Raw genomic sequence first — 20870 nt, forward strand, 5'->3', positions numbered from 1 at the left:
GTATGGGCAGGTGCTTCAGTTTTAAAAAACAAATATTATGTGATCAACAATAGTGTATATCACATAGTATGTAGTATACTGTATGACATATAGCAAACAACCCAGAAATACATGAGATCAATGAGGTGAAGCTGATGGATTCATTGCTGAACAGTTTAATGACGGAATTGCGGAGGGGGACATTGACGCTTGCGGTGCTCAGCCAGCTGGATACGCCTCAATACGGCTATTCGCTGGTGCAGAGGCTGGAGGAGGGCGGCATTGCGATCGAGCAGAGCACTCTGTACCCGCTCCTGAGAAGACTGGAAAAGCAGGAGCTTGTCACAAGCAGCTGGGATACGAGCGAAAGCAGGCCGCGGCGCTACTATGTGCTGAGCGATTACGGGACAGAGGTTTACAAAGAGCTGAAAAAAGAGTGGGAGCGGAGCACACAGGACCTTCGCGGCCTGCTGAAAGGAGATGGAAAGGATGAACCTGATTGAGCTTTACATTCAAGAGGTTGCTCGCCGCCTTCCAGAAGGGAAGCGGGAGGATATCGGACTGGAGCTTCGTTCGACAATCGAGGATATGCTTCCGGATGATTATGGAGAAAAAGATGTAAAGGAGGTGCTCGCAAAGCTTGGCAGCCCTGCACGGCTGGCGGCAAATTACATGGACCGGCCAATGCACCTGATCGGCCCGCGGTATTTCGATGTATACGTGCATCTCATCAAGCTGATTCTGCCCATCGCGGCAGTTATCGCATTCCTAGCAAATGCAGCTGTCGAAATCATGGCCCGGAACACCGGAGAATCTGCGCTTGATATTATTCTCGCCGTTTTTGGAACGGGCATTTGGGGGATGCTCGGCGCCGGCATCCAAACGCTATTCTGGCTGACACTGGTGTTTGCCGTCATCGAACGGACTGACAAAGGAAACAATCAGGAGCCTGTAACAGACAGCCTGCAAAAATGGACCCCGGACGACCTGAAAAATGTCCCGCAGATCAGCAGGGAAAAAAGGATTCCGAAGCATGAGCCAATCGCTGGCCTAATCATGACCATTATTTTCGCCGCCCTGTATTTCAATGCCGATAGGATCATCGGACTGTATGAACAAGGCGGCGCCGGATTGGAATTCAGGATACCGGTATTCCAGCAGGACATCCTGAATTCCTATTGGCCAATTGTAATGGCTGCCGTCTTTCTGGAGCTCGTATTGATTTTGTTTAAATGGATGAAGGGACAGTGGACGAAGGGGCTGGCGACCCTGACAGCTGCCTCACAGGCCATATCCTTAGCAGCTTTTATCCTCATCTTCAGCAATTCCGCGGTTTGGAACAAGGACTTTACCGGTTATATGGATGAACTCTTCCATGCTTCGCTCCGCCTTGAACACTGGGTTCTCTGGGGCGGCATTGTCTCTATCATTGTCTTTGGTGCTATAGAGGTGTACCACGCCTTCAGAAAATCCCGGATCCGCTAAAAAAAGAAAAGCCCGCCATAAAAGGCGGGTTTATTGCTGGGCCGGAATGTCGCTCATCAAGGCATGTGTATTTCCTTCAGTATCCTGGAAAAACGCCATCCATGTCTCGGTATCCCCCATTTTGGCGACCATGTGCGGATCGCCTGTGAAGCCTGCTCCTTTTTCAGCAAGCTCCCTGCAGGATTTGCGGATATCCTCCACCTGGAAATAAAGGACTGAGCTTGGATGGGCAAACTCTTCCTTTTCCGGCAGGCTCAGCATCAGGCGCTGCCCGCCGCATTCAAAGAATGCCATTGTCTCCATGCTGAATAAGAGGGGAAGCCCCAGTACATCCCGGTAAAACGGGACTGCTCTTTCCATATTTTTGACCGGGATGCCGATCTGGCTGATTTTCTGGATTTCCTGCATGTCTATCACTCCTTAACTTTTCTTCTTCTCCAGCATAGTCGAAAAACCAGTCTCATTCTTGTCCAATCTCACCTTTTTCCGGTGCTGGAGGGGGGATAACCCTGTATGCTTCCTGAACATTTTGCTGAAAGAGGAGGGGGTCTGAAAGCCCACTGCAAAGCTGATATCCGTCATATTCCACTCCTCTTTTTCCAGCATATCCTTCGCCTTTCTGATGCGGAACTCTGTCAGATGCTGATGAGGCGTCCTGCCGAAGAGTCCTGTATAAGACCTGAGCAGGTGATTAGGCGAAAGGCAGGCGATTCTTGAAAGCTCATCTAATGTAACCGGGCTTGCATAGCAGGCCCTTATATATTCATTGGCTGTCATCAGGCGCTTATAGAGTTCCTCTCGTGTTGAACGCTTCTCGGCACTGATAGCTGAGGCTTCCCTTCTTGCATATGACTGTTCAAGGAGAATCTCCTGCATAAGCGGGTAAAACAGCTCTTCATAGGCAGCCGGATCTTCCGAAAGCAGATGTGCCTCCTGCAATCCCGCTAGCCGGCCGCTCAAAACCGCTCCGGGCTGGTATGTCCTCTCAAAGAATCCCTCATCAAAGGCAGGGCGGAAGGGGTCGCTGAGAAGCCTGTCAGGATCAGCTGTGAGCGACTGCAGCACCTCCCCTGCGAACCCGTCCCGGAAAAATACACAAAATGACTCGACCGGGTGTGCCTCCTCAATCGAAAGGGCATAATCCCCTTCATTCAAAAGCAGATAGCGTCCTTCCTCCACAGCATAAGTTCCGGGACCTTTTTTATACCGGGCACGGCCGTTCCGAAAGGTTTTGACCGACAGCTGGCCGCCTCCTTCCCAGTAAAATTCATTGCTCCTGGCTTGGAGCACATAATTTGATGCAGGATGCTTATTCATTCTTCTCACCTGTACGTTTTTCCCAGAATTTGAATAATTCTATTATAGCGCAGACTTCCTCCAGAAGATCTTTTATTCATAGAAATCCTGTCTTGAATTCTGAAAATTATACCACCTTTTGAAAAGAGGCGTTATAATATTCCTATTCGCTAAAGCATGGCTTTGGCTTCGGTCATTGTTCCTATCAATCTACCATTTAAAAAAGAGGGTTGTCTGCCATGAGCAAATGGTCAGTGTTTGCCTATACATCTCTAAGCTTCTTTTTTGTCATCAGCTGTACGATGGCAGTTTTCTATGGATATAAAGTAATTGCCCATCATGTTCCCCAGGAACCCGGCAAGCTTGAGGATTACCGCTATCACTTTGTGCTTGTGCCGGAGGAATTGGATAATGAGTACTGGAGGCTTGTTGAAAAAGGGGCCAGGAAGGCTGCGGAGGAAGCAGGTGTTGTTCTTGAATATGCCGGTCCGAATCAGGCCAGCATTGACGAACATCTGGAAACCATTGAAAAGGCAGCTGCTTCTAAGGTTGATGGCATCATCACACAGGGTCTGAGTGATGAGCAGTTCACGCCCCTCATCAATAAAGTGGTCGGGAAAACCCCTGTTATCACCATTGATACAGATGCAGCCAACAGTGAGCGCGTTGCCTATATCGGCACTGATAATTATTATGCCGGCTATCTGGCCGGAAGGGCGCTTGTGAAAGATCTGAACGGAAAGGCTGAAGTCGCCATCATCACCGGCAATTTCTATGCAAACCACCAGATCCAGCGGGTAAACGGCTTTAAGGCTGCAGTCGGAAGCGAAAAGAACATCCGCATCATTGATGTGGAAGAATCCGAGATCAGCAGAGTAAAGGCGGCAGAAAAGGCGTATCAAATCTTAAAAGAGCATCCGAATGTAACCGCTTTCTACGGAACCAGTGCTCTTGATGCCATCGGGATCGCCCAGGTGGTGGAAATGATGCAGAGGCAGGGGGATATTTACGTCATGGGCTTCGACACGCTTCCTGAAACCCTTGACTATATGAAGAATGGCACCATCCAGGGAACGGTCGTTCAGGAGCCGTTCGAGATGGGCTATAAGTCTGTCAGGATGATGATTGACCTGCTTGAAGGCAGGGAGGTTCCGCCTCTTGTCCATACGGATACAAAGATTCTGAGAAAAGCAGACCTGCCGATCAGCAGCCAGGAACAAATCAGGGAGGTCCACTAATATGCTGTTCCGGATAAGGTCAAAGCTGCTCTTATATTTTATTGTCCTCGTCGCCCTCCTGACTTCTGTCGGCCTGTTTTTCTATAAAGCCAGCGAAAAACTGGTCACCGAATATGACAACAGCTTTGAGAGATTTCTGCTTCTTAATGATATCTCACAGCGTACCGATTTGGTGACCGAGAAGCTGAAGGCCTATATCACAGATAAGGACCATACCTATCTGCTCCAATATGAGCAGGAAAAGACGAAGCTTGTAGATGACCAGAAAAGGCTCTATGAGATTATGGATACCAGCGATATGACGCTCGTTAACTATAAAAACATGATCGACAGCTTTCTGGAGGAAACAGATGCCTCACTCGAAGCCTTCCAGCGGGATGAAATCAACACCTATTCGGGCCATCTGAATGAGGTGCTCAAGATCGGCGGTTTTCTCCAGGAAAATACGCTTGCCCTGCTAAATAATAAATTGACCGACTACCGCTCCTTCTACAGACAGATGGAGCAGCAGAATCACTATTATAAAATGCTTTCCCTGTCCCTCTTTGCCGCAGCCTTCTTTTTAAGCACGCTGCTGGCCTTCTGGATATCAGGAGGGATCACCAAGCCAATCTCCAAGCTTTCAGAGGCGGCGAGGCAGATTGCAAAAGGGAATCTGGAAGGCGAAGAAATCAAAGTGGCGGCCAAGGATGAACTCAAGCTGCTGACAGATACCTTTAATCAGATGAGGAAAAACCTCAGGACACTGGTCATCGAAATCAAGCAGAAGTCAGAATTGGACAAACTGCTGAAGGAGCTGGAGCTTAGGAGTCTCCAGAATCAGATCAATCCGCATTTTCTGTTCAATACACTGAATACGATATCTAAAATGGCATATCTGGAAGATGCCGAAGAAACCTCGCGCCTCATTGAATCCGTCGGGGCCCTCCTCCGCTACAACCTGGGGGATCTGGACAAAGCTTCGACTCTCCGGGAAGAGGTCAGGGTGGTCAAGGAGTATTTTTATATCCAGCAGACGCGCTTTGGAGACCGCATCCGCTTTGTCACTGACATTGAGGAAGACTGCCTGGACATTGAAATACCGGGACTGACCCTCCAGCCTTTAATTGAAAATGCCTTCATACACGGGGTGGAAGAGTACGAAGAAAATGGCATTATCCGCCTGGACATCATTCGCAAAGGTGAGGAGATTCATGTAGAAGTCAGCGATAACGGCCCCGGGATGGACCCGAAAGCAAAAAGAAGGCTGCTGGCCTATGCAGAGGGGCTGGAAGAGACTGTGCCTAAGGAGCAGCCAAGCGGGCATTCGACAGGCATCGGAGTCAGGAATGTCATGAAGAGGCTGCAGTTGTTTTATCAGAAAAGGAATGTCGTGGAGATCGAATCACGGCCGGGGAAGGGAACAACTTTCAGGCTGGTGATCCCAGCCATGGCAAAAGGGGGAGAAAAGCTTGCTCAAAGTACTGGTCGTTGATGATGAGGTATTGGAGAGAAAGGCCGTAGCCAAAATGATCCGCAGCTCATTCAATCATGCCGAAGTGGTAGGGGAAGCAGCCAATGGACGGATTGCGATTGAAATGGCAGTAAAGCATGAGCCGGATATTATATTTATGGACATTAAGATGCCGGGCGTGGACGGAATCGAAGCTGTCCGGGAAATCCGGAAAATCAGGCCGGAAACGAGATTCATCATGGTTTCGGCTTTTGATACCTTCGAATATGCCAAGAAGGTGATGCAGCAGGGAGTAAAGCAGTATATCCTGAAGCCGAGCTCAAAGGCGGACATTACCGCAGCCTTTGAAAGCGCGGCCGGTGAAATCATGGAAGAGCGCCGGAAAATGGAAGAAGAACGGAGCCTGAAGGAAAACCTTGAAAAAGCGGTGTCCATTGCCCAAAAAGAATGGGTCGCTTCCCTGATGATGAATCAGGTGCAGGATATCACCTTTGAAAGCTGGGGCAGGCTATTGGGCAAGGAGATCCTCTCAGGCTATATCATGCTGTTCAGCTACCAGCCGAAGCCTGGCAGGGAAGCTTCAGAGGACCGGAAAAAAGAGTGGTACAGCTGGCTGAAAGAAACACTCGCCAGCCTGCCTGAGCATCAGGAGGCAATGGTCGGGCCTCTCGTTGAAGATCAGGTCCCTGTATTATTCCTTTGTCAAAAACCGGCTGAAAAACTGCATTTCAAATCCAAGTCCCAAACCGTACTGGATGCCCTCCTTGCCAGATTCTCCAAGAAATTCGGAGAAGCGGAATTAAAAGCAGGAATCGGCCATCCGTACGAGGACGCGCAGGAACTGACTAAATCCTACCACGAAAGCGCTTTGGCCCTTCAAAAGATCAAGCAGCTGTCCGGACGGTCTTATTTATTCGGGGAAAAGCAGGGGAAAACAGCTGCAGGAAGCCCGCCGCCTGGCTATAACGCGGAAAAAGAGCTGCTGGAAGCAGTGCGCCAGGCGGATGTGAACCATGTCCTGTCCGCCTTTGCCCGCTTTATGGGCAGCCATGCTGAGGAAGCGCAGGAAACGGCAGACATCCGCAGGTCTCTTCAAGAGCTGTTTGTGCTGGTATCAAGGATGCTCTATGAACTCGGCATTGATTACAGGCAGGTGCCCGAGTTCAGCGATTATCATGACAGCGCGGTCCTGTTTGAGCAGGGCAAGAATCATCTCCTCCGCATAGTCCGGCATGTACAGGCATGGCGGAACAGCCATGCCAAAGATATGCTCTATAAAGCAAAGGAATATATCGAAGCCCACTATGCCGAGGCGCTTACCCTTGAGTCGGCAGCTGAATATGTAGACTTGAGCCCGTTCTACTTTTCCAAGCTGTTCAAAGACCGCTTTGGGATGACCTTCATCGATTTCGTCACCGACGTCCGGATCAGGAAGGCAAAGCATTTCCTCAAGGAAGGCTCCCTCAGCCTGAAGGAAATCTGCTACAGCATCGGCTACAAAGATCCCAACTACTTCAGCCGCGTCTTCAAAAAGCACACCGGCCTATCGCCAACCGAATACCGCAAGGAAAGCTGAAGGACTCCATATGAGGGGTCCTTTTCTGCTGGAAAAAGTGAGTTTAGTACTAGTTCTATTTTTTAAATGGGGCTGGTGATTTCCGTTCCAGGCACTTCGCTTTCCGCGGGGCGGCGCTGAGCCTCCTCGTCGTCCCTCCTGCGGGGTCTCAGCTCTGCCGCTGCAATCCCGCAGGAGTCTACGTGCCTTGCACTCCAATCACCAGGTTTTTAAAATTAGTTGGGCAATTACCCTCCTAATTAGGTCATACAAGTAGACTCTTTTCGCATAGATTGTTGCTATCTTGCCATCCTTATAAGATGTGATAAGATACTCTTTCAGAAAACAGTTTCTTCCCCGTCCAGTCATAAAAGAGCAGCCTCTTTTCGCACCTGAATGAGAGAATCATTGAGGTTGAAAAATAAGCGGAGGAATTCCCTCTAATTTCAAAAAAACTTTAATAATAGCTCAAATAGGCGGAGAAATTCCGTCTATTGATTCAAAAAACAGGAAAATGGGCAACTTCGTTCCTCTTAACCGGAATTCCTCCGCTTATTTACACCCATCCATGCCATATTCAGCAGCTTAACCGGAAATTATCCGCTTATTTTAAGGCTTGGTGGCTACTCAAATTAGGTTCTGTTTCCGAAAAATGTAAATTTTTAATTGTTATAATTAAAAGCTAATCTTTACGAAAAGAGCCTTCAAGTAAAGAGAGAGTTCTTACATAACACCTTTTCCTTACAAACTGGAAGGCTCCTTGTATTGTGCTTATTCATACGCCTTTCTTATTTCCAAATAGCACCTTCAACAGAAATATCCTAACCCACGCTCATGAACGCGCTTTCACAAAATAATCTAGAAAATCACAATTTAATGCTAGTTATTCCAAATATAAATCTCCTACTCTCCTGCTACTATGTTTGTAAGGGCTTACAAACTAAAACCAAAAGGGGATTGGGAAAATGGCGAAAAAGAAAAAGGGTTTGCTTTTATCACTTACGGTTGCATCAAGCATCATGCTGGCTGCTGGCTGCAGCAGCGATTCAACTGGCGGTTCAGGGGATTCAGGCAAGGCAGACGGCCTTCCGGCTGTCGGCGCAACCATCTACAAATTTGATGATAACTTCATGTCCTATGTACGACGCGCAATGGAGGATTCCGCAAAGGATCAGGCTAACCTGATGCTCAATGACTCCCAGAACGACCAGGCAAAGCAGATTGAGCAAGTCGATACACTGATTGCCAAAGGAGCTAAGTCTCTGGCCATCAACCTGGTTGATCCAAAAGCGGCACAGACCGTTATTGATAAAGCAAAAGCAAAGGACCTGCCGGTTATCTTCTTCAATAAAGAGCCGGATGCAGCGGTCATGAATGGTTATGACAAAGCTTACTATGTCGGGACGACTTCTTCCGAATCAGGTGTAATCCAGGGTGAACTGATTGCCAAGCAGTGGGAAGCGAATGAAGCGGCATGGGATAAAAATGGAGACGGCAAAATCCAATATGTGCTCCTCAAAGGCGAGCCGGGCCACCCGGATGCCGAAGCCCGCACCAAATATGCAATTGACACAGTCAAGGGCATCGGCATTGAAACAGAAGAACTGGCAATGGATACAGGTATGTGGGATGCAACGAAGGCAACCGAAAAAATGGATGCCTGGCTGGCAAAATACAGCGACCAGATTGAATTCGTCATCGCCAACAATGACGGCATGGCACTCGGGGCAATTGCTTCTCTTGAAAAAGCAGGCTATTTCTCCGGAGATAAATTCATGCCTGTCGTAGGCGTCGACGCTATTCCGGAAGCATTGGATATGATCGAAAACGGCAAAATGGTCGGAACAGTCCTGAATGATGCACAGAACCAAGGGAAAGCGACCGTCCAGCTTGCGGTCAACGCTGCAAATGGCAAAGACGTGCTTGACGGAACAGAATGGGAGCTTGACGAAGCCAAAGCCGTCCGCGTTCCTTACGTAGAAGTGACGAAAGATAATATCGACGTCGGCAAGAATGCTTACAAGTAAGAACTGCGCCTCAATTTGATGGCAGCAGAACAATAGATAAAAAGAGTTTTTCCAACAATGGGGGGCTTGCTGTGCGGGTCTCTCATTGTTTTCCAAAAATAAGCCGGCAGTTTGAAACAGCCATAACAGGCAGTGCCGGCACATGCAGAAGGGCAAGCAAGGAGGTGCACTCATGCCGGAAACAAACGGAGCAGTGCTGCTGGAAATGAAAAATCTAACAAAAAGATTCCCCGGGGTCATCGCCCTGAACAACGTCTCCCTTAAGGTAAGGGCAGGGACAGTGCATGCGCTGATGGGGGAAAATGGAGCAGGCAAATCAACTTTGATGAAATGCCTTTTCGGCATCTATTCAATGGACGAGGGACAGATCCTCCTCGAAGGCCGGGAGGTAGCCTTTGCCAGCTCGAAGCAGGCGCTGGAGAGCGGGGTCTCCATGGTCCACCAGGAGCTCAATCAGGTGCGCCAGCAGAATGTCATGGATAATATCTGGCTTGGCCGCTACCCGAAGAAAGGCATCTTCATTGATGAGAAGAAGATGTATGAAGATACGGCAGCCATTTTTAAAAGCCTGGATATCCGGATTGATCCGTCCAGCAAGGTAAGTTCGCTCTCCGTCTCGGAGATGCAGATGGTTGAAATTGCCAAGGCGGTTTCCTATCAGTCCAAAATCATTGTCATGGACGAACCGACCTCTTCACTGACAGAAAAAGAAGTGAATCATTTATTTAAAATCATTAAAAAGCTGCAAAGCGAAAATGTAGCCATCATCTATATATCCCACAAAATGGAGGAAATCCTCCAGATATCCGACGAAGTGACGATCATGCGCGATGGACAGTATATCGCGACAAAGAGCGCCGAGGAGCTGACAACGGATGAAATCATCCGTCTCATGGTCGGACGTGATCTGTCACAGCGCTTCCCGGAAAAGGTGAACAAGCCGGGAGAGGTCATTTTAAAGGTTTCCGGCCTCACAGCAGAAGCAAAGCATTCTTTCTCTGATATCGGCTTCGAACTGAGGCAGGGAGAAATCCTTGGCATCGCCGGGCTGGTCGGATCAAAGCGGACAGAGGTGGTGGAAGCCCTGTTCGGCATGAGGGGCGTGAAGTCAGGAAAGGTTGAGCTTCATGGCAAGGAAGTCCAGAACCATTCCCCGCAGCATGCCATCAAGAACGGCTTTGCACTTGTTACAGAGGAAAGAAGATCTACCGGCATCTTCCCGGAATTGAGCATCAGCTTCAACTCTATCATTGCCAATCTGAAGAAATACCGAAAAGGCATCTTTCTTTCGGACGGCAAGGTGGCGGAGGATACGAAATGGGTCATAGATTCTATGAATGTCCGGACACCGTCACAGAAAACTTCCATCGGCTCTTTGTCCGGAGGGAATCAGCAGAAGGTCATCATCGGCCGCTGGCTCCTCACAAGGCCTGAAATCCTGCTGCTGGATGAACCGACGCGGGGAATCGATGTCGGGGCTAAATTTGAAATATACCAGCTGATCAGCGAACTGGCGGCAGAAGGCAAGGGGATCATTTTCATTTCATCCGAAATGCCCGAGCTGCTGGGCGTGAGCGACCGGATCATGGTCATGAGCAACGGGAAGCTGGCTGGGATACTGGATACTGCAGAAGCCTCGCAGGAAGAAATCATGCGGCTCGCTGCGATGTACTAGGAGGAAACACACATGAACAAAGCGGAAAAAAGATTCGATGCAGCCAAGTGGCTCGTCGACAATGTCATATATGTCGTTCTGGTTCTGCTTGTCATCGGGATCATCATCGCGTCACCTGACTTTCTATCAATCACGAACTTTATCAATATCCTGAGCCAGTCTTCATCCAGGATCATCATTGCCCTCGGGGTAGCAGGCATTCTGATTACTGCCGGGACAGACCTGTCAGCGGGAAGGCTTGTCGGCCTCGCTGCTGTTGTGTCAGCATCGATGCTGCAGGCTTCGGATTATGCTTATAAAATGTATCCGAATCTTGCTGAGCTGCCGATCATCGTACCGATTCTGATCGCCATGGCGGTTACAGGCCTGTTCGGGGCACTGAACGGTGTTATTGTTTCCAAGTTCCATGTGCCCCCGTTCATTGCCACCCTTGGCATGATGATTGGCGTATACGGCGTCACTTCGATCTACTTTGACCGCCCGCCATACGGTGCCCAGCCGATCGGCGGACTGAGCCAGAGCTTTACAACATTCGCCCAGCGGGGAATCCCGATCGGCCAGTATGAACTGCCATACCTTGTCATTTATGCGGCTATTGTTTCCATCATCATCTGGGTGATTTGGAACAAGACCCAGCTTGGGAAAAATATGTACGCAATCGGCGGAAATCCTGAGGCAGCAAAGGTTTCAGGCGTCAACGTCGCAAGGAATATCATCCTGATCTACCTGATCGCAGGCCTTCTCTACGGATTCTCCGGCACCCTTGAAGCCGGGCGTGTAGGAAGTGCTACAAATAATACAGGAAATATGTATGAGCTCGATGCCATTGCGGCCTGTGTGGTCGGCGGGGTATCCCTGTCCGGCGGGATCGGCACCGTGCCCGGCGTCATCACCGGCGTACTGATTTTCCAGATCATCAACTACGGACTCGCTTTCCTTGGCGTCAGCCCTTATATCCAGTTCATCGTCAAAGGCGCCATTATTATTGTCGCTGTAGCCTTTGACATGAGAAAGCATGCGAAAAAGAAATAAGCTGCCAAGCTGCGTTTCTCATTTACGCCACCCTGTGCTATACTTGCCAGACATATCCGGCAAAAGGAGCTCAGACCATGAAATTTCTGAAATCGCAAATGAAGCAGCTGGTCAAGCAGAACAAAGAACTGCAGCTGCGTTTAAAAGAGCTCGAAAAAGAGCATATGCTTGAAAAAAACTTCGCTCTAAAAGCCTTGTACCACGCAGAGGTTGCAGACGGGGGAAAATATCAGACTGCCTATCAAGCCTTGGACCTGCCTAAAAAGTAGGTCCTTTTTTTATCTCCACAACTCAGGCTGCGCCCTTGCCAGCAGGAGTTTCTGCCCATATACAGGCCATTTTTCTGTTTAATAAATGTGTTTGCTTCCGTCTGCAGGGGTAAAATTATGCAGGAAGCTAACGAAGAGAAAGGGGAGCTATTATGGATACTATTCCTTTATTTGTCTCAACTGAATGGCTGGCCGAAAGGATGGGAGACCCGAGCCTGAGAATCATTGATGCTACCGCTTTTTTGAAAATCCCGGAAGATAGCGGTGAGGTTGGAGCCTGGTCCGGCAGGGATGAATATAACGGGGGGCATATCCCCGGTGCCGTCTTTGCCGACCTGATGAATGAATTGTCAGATCAGGAAGCAGAGATGCCATTCACAGTTCCTCCAAGGGAACAGTTCTTAGCTCAGATCAGCAGGCTGGGAGTAGGGGACGGCACCTATGCGGTGATCTATGACCAGGGCAATGCATTGGTCGGAAGCCCTGTTGCAGCTGCTTACTGGGCCTCAAGGCTTGCCTGGCAGCTTCGCTATGAGGGCTATGGCAATATCGCAGTCCTGGATGGAGGGCTGACCAAGTGGAAGGAAGAGGGCCGCCCAATTTCCACAGAACCCGGGCATTATCCTGCTGCGGTGTTTACAGGAGAGCGAAGGGACGAGCTCATCGCTACGAAAGAGGATGTCAAAAAGGCGATGAATGATGAAAGCATCGTCCTGATCAATAGCCTGTCCCCCGAGGATTTCAGGGGCGAAACGGAGACCTATCCGCGCAAAGGGCATATACCCGGGAGTAAGAATGTGTTCTTCGGTGTTCATGCAAATGAAAAAACGAAGGAATTATTCTCTGACAAAGTTCTTAGGGAGACATTTGAAAAAACGGGCGCCCTTGATCCCGGCAAGAAGGTCATCACTTATTGTGGAGGCGGAATAGCGGCCACCTGGAATGCCTTGATACTTAACAAGCTTGGGCAAAAGAATGTCGCTGTTTACGACGGCTCCATGAATGAATGGGCCAGCGATTCAGAATGCCCGCTTGTCACAGGCAGCGAATAAGGAGAAGCCCGATTTTTTTCGGGTTTTTTTTGTTTCCGTAAAATTCCTGTTTGAAAAAATACTTTAACAGGGAAAAGATGTAAAAAACTATACATATATAGTAAAGGGGGAGGCCCATATGAGCCAAATCAAAGTAACTGTCGGGATTCCGGTCTACAACTCTGCCAATCATATCAGCATCTGCCTGGATTCAATCCTGAACCAGTCAATGGAACAGGAGAGCATTGAGATCATCATGGTGAATGACGGGTCGACCGACAGTTCCGGACAAGTGCTGGACAGCTATGCAAGCTCCCATCCGAACATCACTGTCATCCATCAGGAGAATACAGGAGGGCCGGGCGCCCCGCGCAATACAATTATGAAACAAGCCCGGGGAGAGTTTATCTTTTTCGTGGATGCGGATGATTATCTGGGTCCGGAGGCGCTGGAGCGGATGTACAAGATGGGGAATGATAATCATTCTGACATTATTGTAGGAAAATTTACAGGCGTGAATGGGAGATGGGTGGCCAAGTCAATGTTTGCAGCAAACGAGCCGTTCACCAATGTGTATGAATCAAATGTGCTCGAAGCGATCGGCCCTACAAAAATGTTCCGCCGCCGCTTTCTGCTTGAAAATGATATTACCTTCCCGGTAGGGATCTGCACAGCAGAGGACCAGCCATTCATGGTAAAGGCCTATGTCCTGGCACGCGGCATTTCAATCGTAGCGGATTATCCATGCTATTATGTGGTCAATCATAAAGATAAGCAGCATGCGAGTGTCATCCAGGTCCAGCCGAGGGACTATTATAAGACGCTGGAAGAATCGGTGAAGGTCATCCACCGATACGCAGACAATAAAAAGAAACGCAATCTGTTAAAGGCAAAGTACTTAAAGAAAGAGCTGACAACCGGAAGAAGCATCCTGTTTGCCGGCTCTCAAATGAGTCTCGATGAAAAATTCCTGTGGCTCAGTGAACTGAACCGATTTTTAAACAGCTGGGTAGATGATAAAACGGAAAAGCTTCTGCCTCTCAATATGAGGGTCTTCCTTTTCCTTGTGAAGCGGGGCGACCTGGAAAGGCTTAAGGCTTTCTCCGGCCTGGAGGCAGTCCAGGCTTAGGAAAAGGATGCCTAAAACGCAAGCGTTCCGGAGATGACTGGTACTGTACTGCCGCCGATTGTAATCCTGATGCTTTCCCCATCAGAGCTGATGCCCGCTTGAAGCAGGCCGGGCCTGCCTGCTGCATGCCCCTGGCCAATGGCCAGCATGTGGTTTTTTCCCTGTTCAAGAATATTCTCAAGCATTAGATAACCGGCAAGGGCGCCATTCGCGGAGCCTGTGACAGGATCCTCCCTGATGCCCGCAGCAGGAGCAAAATCCCTTGTATAGATGTCATATTCCATGCCCTTAGCATCAAAAGTAAACAAATGGGTCGTGCTGATCCCCAGCCGGCGGTTATGCTCCTCTACCAGATCAAACTGGGGTGCTGCCCCATCGATTGCTTCCCTCGTTTTCAAGGGGACAAGCAGATGCCAGTTCCCTGTATACCCCAGCCTGATGGGATAGCGGTCGTCAATGTCGGCAGAAGAAACGCCGATCATTTGGCACAGCTCTTCCAGACTGTATTCTATTTCTTTTATTTTCGGTGATATTTGAGTCATCTCTGCAGAAACAAGCTTTTCTCCCTCTGTTTGGAAGATAACCGGCACAATGCCGATATTGGTCTCAAAACGGATTTCCCTGCTGTGCCTGAGCCAATCTAATTCAGACGCCATGATCCACGCTGCGCTCAGGGTCGCATGGCCGCAAAAATCAATCTCGCAGGAAGGTGTAAAATAGCGGACCCTGAAATCGGCATTTTCGCTGCCGGAAGGAGATAGAAAAGCAGTTTCAGACAAATTGAATTCCCGCGCAGCCAGCTGCATCTCTTCTTCCTCAAGGATTGCGGCTTCCGGGACTACGCCGGCTGGATTGCCGCCAAATGCCTGATCAGTAAAGGCATCCACCTGATAAAATGTGATATTTTTCAACAAAAACTCCTCCTTCTGCTCTTATTTTCAAGAAAATTCTTGCAAAAAGATAGGGATTCCGGCCTTTCTTCCCGAATAGGATAGAGATGCCGGCAAATCTATTATACAGAATCACTGCCGAATCTAGTAAAAACAGAGAAGAAGGGGGAAAACTAGAATGCTGTCTTTTTCAAAACCAGATGTTGAATATTTTTTCCAGACCTTTGGGATCCAGACATTCGCTGTAAGCCCGGATGAATCGCAGCTTGTGTTCAGTACAAATCTGAACGGAAAATATAATCTATGGGCGATGGATCTGCCCAATCTCTATCCTTATCCGTTAAGTTTCCAGAACCAAAACTGTGAGGAAATCGAGTTTGATAAGGAGGGGCGCTTCCTGCTTGCCGTCATCGACTCGGACGGCGATGAAAACGGCCAGATCTATGCCTTGCCGAGAAATGGCGGCGAGTTAAAGCCTATCCGCACACATGAAAATGCCCGGCATATGGGTCTGATCGCCTCTAAGGACGGAAAGACACTTTATTATACATCCAGCAAGGAAGATGCCACTTTTTTGAAGGCATATGCCTACAATATGGAGACGGGGGAAGAGGAGGTCTTGCTTCACGGCCGGGACGCCGCGACCTTCCTGACAGCCAAGAGTCCTGATGAGAAGCGCTTTGTCTTTGGCAGGATGTTTGCGAATACATACTCACTAGCCTATGCCTGGGATGGCGAGAATGAGGTTCTGCTGACGCCTGAAGCAGAGCCTCAGCATACAGTCACAGATGCTGTCTTTACTTCAGAAAACGATATCTATCTGGTCACCAACTATAAAGAGGACTTATCTTATTTAGCTAAATTCAGCCTGGATACAAACGAATTCACAAAATTGCTTTCGCTTGATGGGGAAGACTTTTCAGGGCTGAAATTTGATAAAAAAGCCCGCACCCTGTATATCAGCAGCCAAAAAGGAGTAGAGGATCTTCTCTACCGCTACGGGCTTGAGGAAGGCAAGGCAGAGCAGCTGGAGCTCCCTGCGAGCACCATTGACGGGCTGTCAGTGGCAGAGTCCGGAAACCTTTACCTGCTCGGCAGGTCTGCAGTCACTCCTCCTAATCTTTATAAATATGAAAAGGGTGTGTGGACACAGCTGACCAATAATCGTGTGCCTGGCGTCAGTGAAGAGGAAATGGCTGAGCCGGAAATCCTGCACTACCCTTCGTACGACGGACTTGAGATCGAGGCGCTCTTCTTCAGGGCCAAGGAGGAAAACAGCAACGGACATGTCATCCTTTGGCCGCACGGCGGTCCGCAGGCGGCAGAAAGGGCCTTTTTCCGCTCTCTGTTCCAGTTCCTGGTCCACAGGGGCTATAGCATCTTTGCACCGAATTTCAGGGGCTCCTCAGGCTATGGGCTCTCTTATATGAAGATGGTCGAAGGCGACTGGGGCTACGGCCCGCGGCTGGATAATATTGAAGGACTTGAATGGCTCATCAAGAACGGCTATGCAGACCGGGAGAAGCTCCTGCTCATGGGCGGAAGCTATGGCGGCTATATGGCCCTGCTCCTGCACGGCAGGCATCCTGAGTACTTTAAAGCGGTTGTCGATATCTTCGGCCCGAGCGACCTGTTCAGCTTCATTGAATCGGTTCCTGAGCACTGGAAGCCTGTTATGAACCAATGGGTCGGCGATCCGGTCAAAGACAAGGAAAAGCTGATCGAATACTCACCGATCACTTATCTTGAAACGATGACAAAACCGATGCTCGTCATCCAGGGAGCCAAAGACCCCCGTGTTGTCAAAGCAGAATCCGACAAGATCGTAGCTGCGCTTCAGGAGAAGGGGAGGGAAGTCGAATACCTCGTCCTGGATGACGAAGGCCACGGCTTTTCCAAGAAAGACAACGAAATCAAAGTTTACCGGAAAGTGCTGGAGTTTTTTGACGGTTTTATTAATTAAGGGCTGGCCGAAAAGTGCATACTGAATGTGCTTTTCGGCTTTTTTGCTGTTTTCGGGGTTCCTGTAGCCTTGCAAAAAAAACAGGCAAGCCCCCGGCCTGCCCGTTCTTATGCTTCATAGCGTTCAAGTGCTTTACTTTCTTCAAGATTACGGAAGAATTCCTGGATAATCTCCTTGTCAGAATGAGGTATTTTCTCGCCTTTTACAATCTGGGCACCATTGATGCAGCCGCTTGTGAGAAGGATTAAATCATCTTCATCGCTGACAGATAATGCTGCAAGGACGCCGTCTCTTCGCGTCGGCTCCTGCAGGATATTCCCGGCGCGCGGATTGGAGAAGCCTTTCATCACATGGCCGACCACTTCCCAGGGATCGAGGAATCCAGGATGATCGACCGATACGATTACCTGGTCCGCCTGATTCTCGACAGCCTGTGCCATCTGGGGCATTTTCTCTTTATCCCTGATCCCGATTCCGGTAATCATGACAATAAGGCGCTTATGCGGCAGCTTTTTCGCTTCCTTCAGAAGGCTTTTGAGGGCAACAGGCGTGTGCGCGTAGTCAATGATGATCTTCCTCCGGCCGAATTCCTTCAGCACTTCAAAGCGCCCTGACGGATTTTCTACGCGCGGGAGGGCCTCAATGATCTGTCCGATCGTAAAGCCAAGGTGCATGGCCGTACAGATGGCCGAAAGGAGGTTTGCCACATTATAGCTGCCAAACACAGGCGTCCGAACGATATAAGAATCATTCCCAAGCTTCAATTCAAAGCTGGTCCCATCATTTGTCACTCTGATGTTTGAAGCTTTTACATCGGCAGCAGAATCCTTTTTCAGGCTGTAGGTGAGAAGGCTGCCCTGGAAGTCCTTGATGATGTCAGCGCCCATCCCTTCGTCATCAAGGTTTACGACGGCCCGCTTCGCCTGACGGAACAGCTTCAGCTTTGCCTGCTTATAATTCTCAAAGGTTTTATGGAATTCAAGATGCTCTGGCGACAGATTCGTATGAATAGCCACATCAAAGTTGATGCCGGCGGTCCGCTGCTGCTCAATGGCAACGGAAGAGACCTCCATGGCGGCGAGCTGGTCTCCGCGCTTGGCGAAATCAGCAAAAATGGCATGCAGGTCGCTCGCCTCAGGAGTAGTCGGTGTGGACTGGACAAAGCTGACCGGGCCCATGGACGAGAGCACCCCGTTGGTGCCAATCGAACCGGAGGGGATGCCGAGTGCCGTCATCAGTGATTTCACAAAGGCCGCAACAGTCGTTTTGCCGTTAGTGCCGGTAATGCCGACAGTATGTATTTTTTCATGGATCCTTCCATGGAATATAATCGATAATTGGGCAAGGAAAGCCCGTGCGTCTTCAGTCTGGAGAAAAGTAAGCTCCGGGAATTTTCTGCTGAACTCTTCAAGAATGGCAGCATTCTCGCCTGCAAGGACAGCTGCGCCCTTTGCAATGGCCTCTTCCAGGAATGTATGGCCGTCATGATTTTCGCCGCCCATGCAGACAAAGACCGATTGAGGGCCTGCATTGCGGGAATCATAAGTGATGCTATTTATTTTTTGGCTGGGGCTGCCCCATCTCTGCCTGATGTTCAGCTGACCATATTGTTCAAAGTAGATGTCCATAATGCTGCTATCTAAACCCCCTGTAATAAAAGCCTGAATTGGCGCATTTTTCGACATTGCGCCATATACCTATACCCATACAAAAAGTATTTACACATCCAGTTGAAAAAATGTATCTTGTGGATGTGTCCCGGTCAATTCAGGATTTGGAGGAAGAAAAAAGGCGGAGATTAAATCCCCGCCCCCTGATATTATGCTTTTTCTTCAAACAGCTTTACAATTTCTATGATGACATTAGCTGCTTTTTCCATATTATCAACTGAAATATATTCATATTTGCCGTGGTAATTTTCGCCGCCTGTAAAAATATTCGGCGTCGGAAGCCCCATATAGGAAAGCTGTGAACCGTCCGTGCCGCCCCTGATCGGAAGGATTTGCGGCTCGATATCAAGCTTTTTCATCGCCTCTCCTGCAATGTCGACGATTTCGATGACCGGCTCGATTTTCTCTTTCATGTTATAGTACTGGTCCTTAAGCTCCAGCTGGATCCGCTCTTTTCCGTATTTCTCCTGCAGTGAAGCAACAGCTTTTTCCAGCAGCTCTTTTTTATGTTCAAATTCCGTACGGTCAAAATCACGGATAATATAGCTCATCTCTGTCTTTTCCACGTCCCCTTTGAATGAGCCGAGGTGGAAGAAGCCTTCGTATCCTTCTGTCACTTCAGGCGCCTGTTCCTGCGGCAGGCTGTTTTGCAGCTCCATCGCAATTTTGATGCTATTAACCATTTTTCCTTTGGCAGAGCCAGGGTGGATATTGGTGCCATTAACGGTGATCTTGGCTCCCGCTGCGCTGAAGCTTTCGTACTGAAGCTCACCGAGCGGTCCGCCGTCCATGGTGTATGCATAGGCAGCATTAAATGCCTTCACATCAAATTTATGCGGCCCTCTGCCGATTTCCTCATCTGGTGTAAAAGCGACCCTGATTGCTCCATGCTTGATTTCAGGGTGTTTAATAAGGTATTCCATTGCCGTCATGATTTCAGCGATTCCTGCCTTATTGTCGGCCCCGAGAAGGGTAGTGCCGTCAGTTGTGATAAGTGTATGGCCCTTATACTGCTCCAGGCTTGGAAAATCCTTCGGTGAAAGGACAATATGTAAAGAGTTGTTTAGGACAATATCTCCGCCGTCATAATTTTCAGTAATCTGCGGGCTGACGTTTTTGCCGGTAAAGTCTGTTGCTGTATCCACATGGGCAAGGAAGCCGATGACAGGCACCTGCTTTTCTGTATTGGAAGGGAGAGTGGCCATGACATAGCCATTGTCATCCATTTCCGCATCCTGCATACCGATGCTTTTAAGCTCTTCTACAAGCTTTCTGCCAAGCTCCAGCTGTCCAGGGGTGGAAGGGCAGGTGGTGCTGTTTTCGTCTGACTGTGTATCCATTTTTGCATACGAAACCAATCGTTCAATCAGGTCTTTTTTCACTAAAATCACTCCTAGCTTTTTTCTTTCATCATATCATTTTTGTTTCGGGAAGCGAATAAAAAAAGGCACAAAAGCAGAACTTTTGCGCCGTGTTTTTTGAAAAATGGAGATTGAATTGGCTGACTTGTCACAAACCTGTTTTTGGCCATATTAATGGAGCTGGTAAAAAAAGTTTATAAGCCCTGTTGATTGGAGTGCAAGGCACGTAGACTCCTGTGGGATTGCAGCGGCAAAGCTGAGATCCCGCAGGAGCGACAGCGACGAGGAAGCTCAGCGCCGCCCCGCGGAAAGCGAAGTGCCTGGAACGGAAATCAACAGCCCCATTATTAAACAAAAAAGAATAAACAAACGAGCTTCTTTAATCCTAAATATGTCTTTAACATTAACGCTGAAAGAACTCAATCCATTCCCTGTCCGGCCCATAAAAGAAGAAATACTTATAGCCATTCGGGAGGGTGGTGATTTCCTGGTCTATGAGTTCAATTCCAAGCTCCTTGAGACGTGTGAATTCTCCTTCCACATCATCGGTGCTGACCGCAAAATGATGGACCGTACCTTCCTCCGGGAGATGGTCATTATAGCCTTGAATCAGTTCCAGCTCAGTTTCTTCATTTCCGGTAAAGCCTAGGAATGCAAGCTTGATGACACCGTTTGAATGAGGCACCTCTGCCTTCAGCTCCATGCCGACAGCATTTGTATAAAACTCTATTGATTTCTCTATGTTTTTAACCATTACTCCAACATGGTCAATTCTTTTTCCTGCCATAAAAACATCTCCTCACTATTATGTTGAAAT

Annotated in this window: 18 protein-coding genes; 12 read left to right on the top strand and 6 right to left on the bottom strand. The window is 48.9% G+C overall.

Annotation, left to right across the window (positions count from 1 at the left end; genetic code table 11):
* Nucleotides 1–134 precede the first annotated feature (134 nt).
* Nucleotides 135–482: a PadR family transcriptional regulator gene (locus tag CYJ37_RS07225; protein WP_022544538.1), complete on the top strand. Its 348-nt coding sequence runs from the start codon at nt 135–137 to the stop codon at nt 480–482.
* Nucleotides 469–1464, top strand: a complete 996-nt coding sequence (locus CYJ37_RS07230; protein WP_165352631.1) for an HAAS signaling domain-containing protein — start codon at nt 469–471, stop codon at nt 1462–1464. Before CYJ37_RS07225 ends, CYJ37_RS07230 begins: the two co-directional genes overlap by 14 nt.
* A 30-nt stretch (nt 1465–1494) precedes the next feature.
* On the opposite strand, the gene CYJ37_RS07235 is transcribed toward CYJ37_RS07230, so the two are convergent.
* Entirely contained in the window at nt 1495–1872 is a 378-nt protein-coding gene (locus tag CYJ37_RS07235; RefSeq protein ID WP_101548804.1) for a VOC family protein, read from the bottom strand.
* A 12-nt stretch (nt 1873–1884) separates the two neighbouring features.
* Nucleotides 1885–2781: an AraC family transcriptional regulator gene (locus tag CYJ37_RS07240; RefSeq protein WP_101548805.1), complete on the bottom strand. Its 897-nt coding sequence runs from the start codon at nt 2779–2781 to the stop codon at nt 1885–1887.
* Between the two features lie 218 nt (nt 2782–2999).
* Here CYJ37_RS07240 and CYJ37_RS07245 point away from each other — a divergent pair, with 218 nt between their 5' ends.
* The 9 genes from CYJ37_RS07245 (at nt 3000) to CYJ37_RS07290 (ending at nt 14169) form a co-directional block, all read left to right on the top strand.
* Nucleotides 3000–3998, top strand: coding sequence for a sugar-binding protein (locus CYJ37_RS07245; protein WP_009794404.1), 999 nt, complete (start codon nt 3000–3002; stop codon nt 3996–3998).
* Between the two features lies 1 nt (nt 3999).
* Nucleotides 4000–5472 carry a sensor histidine kinase gene (locus tag CYJ37_RS07250; protein WP_101548806.1) on the top strand — a complete coding sequence of 491 codons (1473 nt, stop codon included), beginning with the start codon at nt 4000–4002 and terminating at the stop codon, nt 5470–5472.
* Complete coding sequence (locus CYJ37_RS07255) at nt 5450–7027, top strand: response regulator (RefSeq protein WP_101548807.1); 1578 nt, start codon at nt 5450–5452, stop codon at nt 7025–7027. The genes CYJ37_RS07250 and CYJ37_RS07255 overlap by 23 nt, the downstream gene beginning before the upstream one ends.
* 944 nt (nt 7028–7971) lie before the next feature.
* Entirely contained in the window at nt 7972–9033 is a 1062-nt protein-coding gene (mglB, locus tag CYJ37_RS07265; RefSeq protein ID WP_009794400.1) for a galactose/glucose ABC transporter substrate-binding protein MglB, read from the top strand.
* A 172-nt stretch (nt 9034–9205) separates the two neighbouring features.
* A complete protein-coding gene (gene mglA, locus CYJ37_RS07270) occupies nt 9206–10708 on the top strand; it encodes a galactose/methyl galactoside ABC transporter ATP-binding protein MglA (protein WP_148949915.1) in 1503 nt (500 codons plus the stop codon).
* A gap of 12 nt (nt 10709–10720) precedes the next feature.
* Complete coding sequence (mglC, locus tag CYJ37_RS07275; RefSeq protein ID WP_009794398.1) at nt 10721–11740, top strand: galactose/methyl galactoside ABC transporter permease MglC; 1020 nt, start codon at nt 10721–10723, stop codon at nt 11738–11740.
* Between the two features lie 77 nt (nt 11741–11817).
* Nucleotides 11818–12009 carry a hypothetical protein gene (locus CYJ37_RS07280; protein WP_009794397.1) on the top strand — a complete coding sequence of 64 codons (192 nt, stop codon included), beginning with the start codon at nt 11818–11820 and terminating at the stop codon, nt 12007–12009.
* A gap of 152 nt (nt 12010–12161) precedes the next feature.
* Nucleotides 12162–13061, top strand: a complete 900-nt coding sequence (locus CYJ37_RS07285) for a sulfurtransferase (protein WP_094769395.1) — start codon at nt 12162–12164, stop codon at nt 13059–13061.
* 118 nt (nt 13062–13179) lie between these two features.
* A complete protein-coding gene (locus tag CYJ37_RS07290; protein WP_101548809.1) occupies nt 13180–14169 on the top strand; it encodes a glycosyltransferase family 2 protein in 990 nt (329 codons plus the stop codon).
* Nucleotides 14170–14180: 11 nt separating this feature from the next.
* Here CYJ37_RS07290 and CYJ37_RS07295 read toward each other — a convergent pair whose 3' ends face one another.
* Complete coding sequence (locus CYJ37_RS07295; RefSeq protein ID WP_101548811.1) at nt 14181–15080, bottom strand: PhzF family phenazine biosynthesis protein; 900 nt, start codon at nt 15078–15080, stop codon at nt 14181–14183.
* Nucleotides 15081–15237: 157 nt separating this feature from the next.
* Between CYJ37_RS07295 and CYJ37_RS07300 the strand changes: the two genes are divergently transcribed.
* Nucleotides 15238–17022, top strand: coding sequence for a S9 family peptidase (locus CYJ37_RS07300; RefSeq protein WP_101548813.1), 1785 nt, complete (start codon nt 15238–15240; stop codon nt 17020–17022).
* A gap of 107 nt (nt 17023–17129) precedes the next feature.
* Here the strand turns inward: CYJ37_RS07300 and CYJ37_RS07305 are convergent, their stop codons facing one another.
* From CYJ37_RS07305 to CYJ37_RS07315, 3 genes are all read right to left on the bottom strand, one after another.
* Nucleotides 17130–18707 carry a UDP-N-acetylmuramoyl-L-alanyl-D-glutamate--2,6-diaminopimelate ligase gene (locus tag CYJ37_RS07305; RefSeq protein ID WP_101548815.1) on the bottom strand — a complete coding sequence of 526 codons (1578 nt, stop codon included), beginning with the start codon at nt 18705–18707 and terminating at the stop codon, nt 17130–17132.
* A 134-nt stretch (nt 18708–18841) separates the two neighbouring features.
* Complete coding sequence (pepT, locus tag CYJ37_RS07310) at nt 18842–20074, bottom strand: peptidase T (RefSeq protein ID WP_101548817.1); 1233 nt, start codon at nt 20072–20074, stop codon at nt 18842–18844.
* Between the two features lie 382 nt (nt 20075–20456).
* Entirely contained in the window at nt 20457–20840 is a 384-nt protein-coding gene (locus CYJ37_RS07315) for a VOC family protein (RefSeq protein WP_009794388.1), read from the bottom strand.
* Nucleotides 20841–20870: the final 30 nt, after the last annotated feature.

It is taken from the genome of Bacillus sp. UMB0728, assembly GCF_002858875.1.
Taxonomy (GTDB): Bacteria; Bacillota; Bacilli; order Bacillales; family Cytobacillaceae; genus Bacillus_AB; species Bacillus_AB infantis.

Bases quoted from the DNA above. Each gene is read 5' to 3' on its own strand.
- CYJ37_RS07290 (WP_101548809.1), top strand. From the start codon at position 13,180: ATGAGCCAAATCAAAGTAACTGTCGGGATTCCGGTCTACAACTCTGCC.
- CYJ37_RS07240 (WP_101548805.1), bottom strand. From the start codon at position 2,781: ATGAATAAGCATCCTGCATCAAATTATGTGCTCCAAGCCAGGAGCAAT.
- CYJ37_RS07285 (WP_094769395.1), top strand. From the start codon at position 12,162: ATGGATACTATTCCTTTATTTGTCTCAACTGAATGGCTGGCCGAAAGG.
- CYJ37_RS07225 (WP_022544538.1), top strand. From the start codon at position 135: ATGGATTCATTGCTGAACAGTTTAATGACGGAATTGCGGAGGGGGACA.
- CYJ37_RS07230 (WP_165352631.1), top strand. From the start codon at position 469: ATGAACCTGATTGAGCTTTACATTCAAGAGGTTGCTCGCCGCCTTCCA.
- CYJ37_RS07305 (WP_101548815.1), bottom strand. From the start codon at position 18,707: ATGTCGAAAAATGCGCCAATTCAGGCTTTTATTACAGGGGGTTTAGAT.
- CYJ37_RS07300 (WP_101548813.1), top strand. From the start codon at position 15,238: ATGCTGTCTTTTTCAAAACCAGATGTTGAATATTTTTTCCAGACCTTT.
- CYJ37_RS07280 (WP_009794397.1), top strand. From the start codon at position 11,818: ATGAAATTTCTGAAATCGCAAATGAAGCAGCTGGTCAAGCAGAACAAA.
- CYJ37_RS07250 (WP_101548806.1), top strand. From the start codon at position 4,000: ATGCTGTTCCGGATAAGGTCAAAGCTGCTCTTATATTTTATTGTCCTC.
- mglA (WP_148949915.1), top strand. From the start codon at position 9,206: ATGCCGGAAACAAACGGAGCAGTGCTGCTGGAAATGAAAAATCTAACA.
- mglC (WP_009794398.1), top strand. From the start codon at position 10,721: ATGAACAAAGCGGAAAAAAGATTCGATGCAGCCAAGTGGCTCGTCGAC.
- CYJ37_RS07235 (WP_101548804.1), bottom strand. From the start codon at position 1,872: ATGCAGGAAATCCAGAAAATCAGCCAGATCGGCATCCCGGTCAAAAAT.
- CYJ37_RS07245 (WP_009794404.1), top strand. From the start codon at position 3,000: ATGAGCAAATGGTCAGTGTTTGCCTATACATCTCTAAGCTTCTTTTTT.
- mglB (WP_009794400.1), top strand. From the start codon at position 7,972: ATGGCGAAAAAGAAAAAGGGTTTGCTTTTATCACTTACGGTTGCATCA.
- CYJ37_RS07315 (WP_009794388.1), bottom strand. From the start codon at position 20,840: ATGGCAGGAAAAAGAATTGACCATGTTGGAGTAATGGTTAAAAACATA.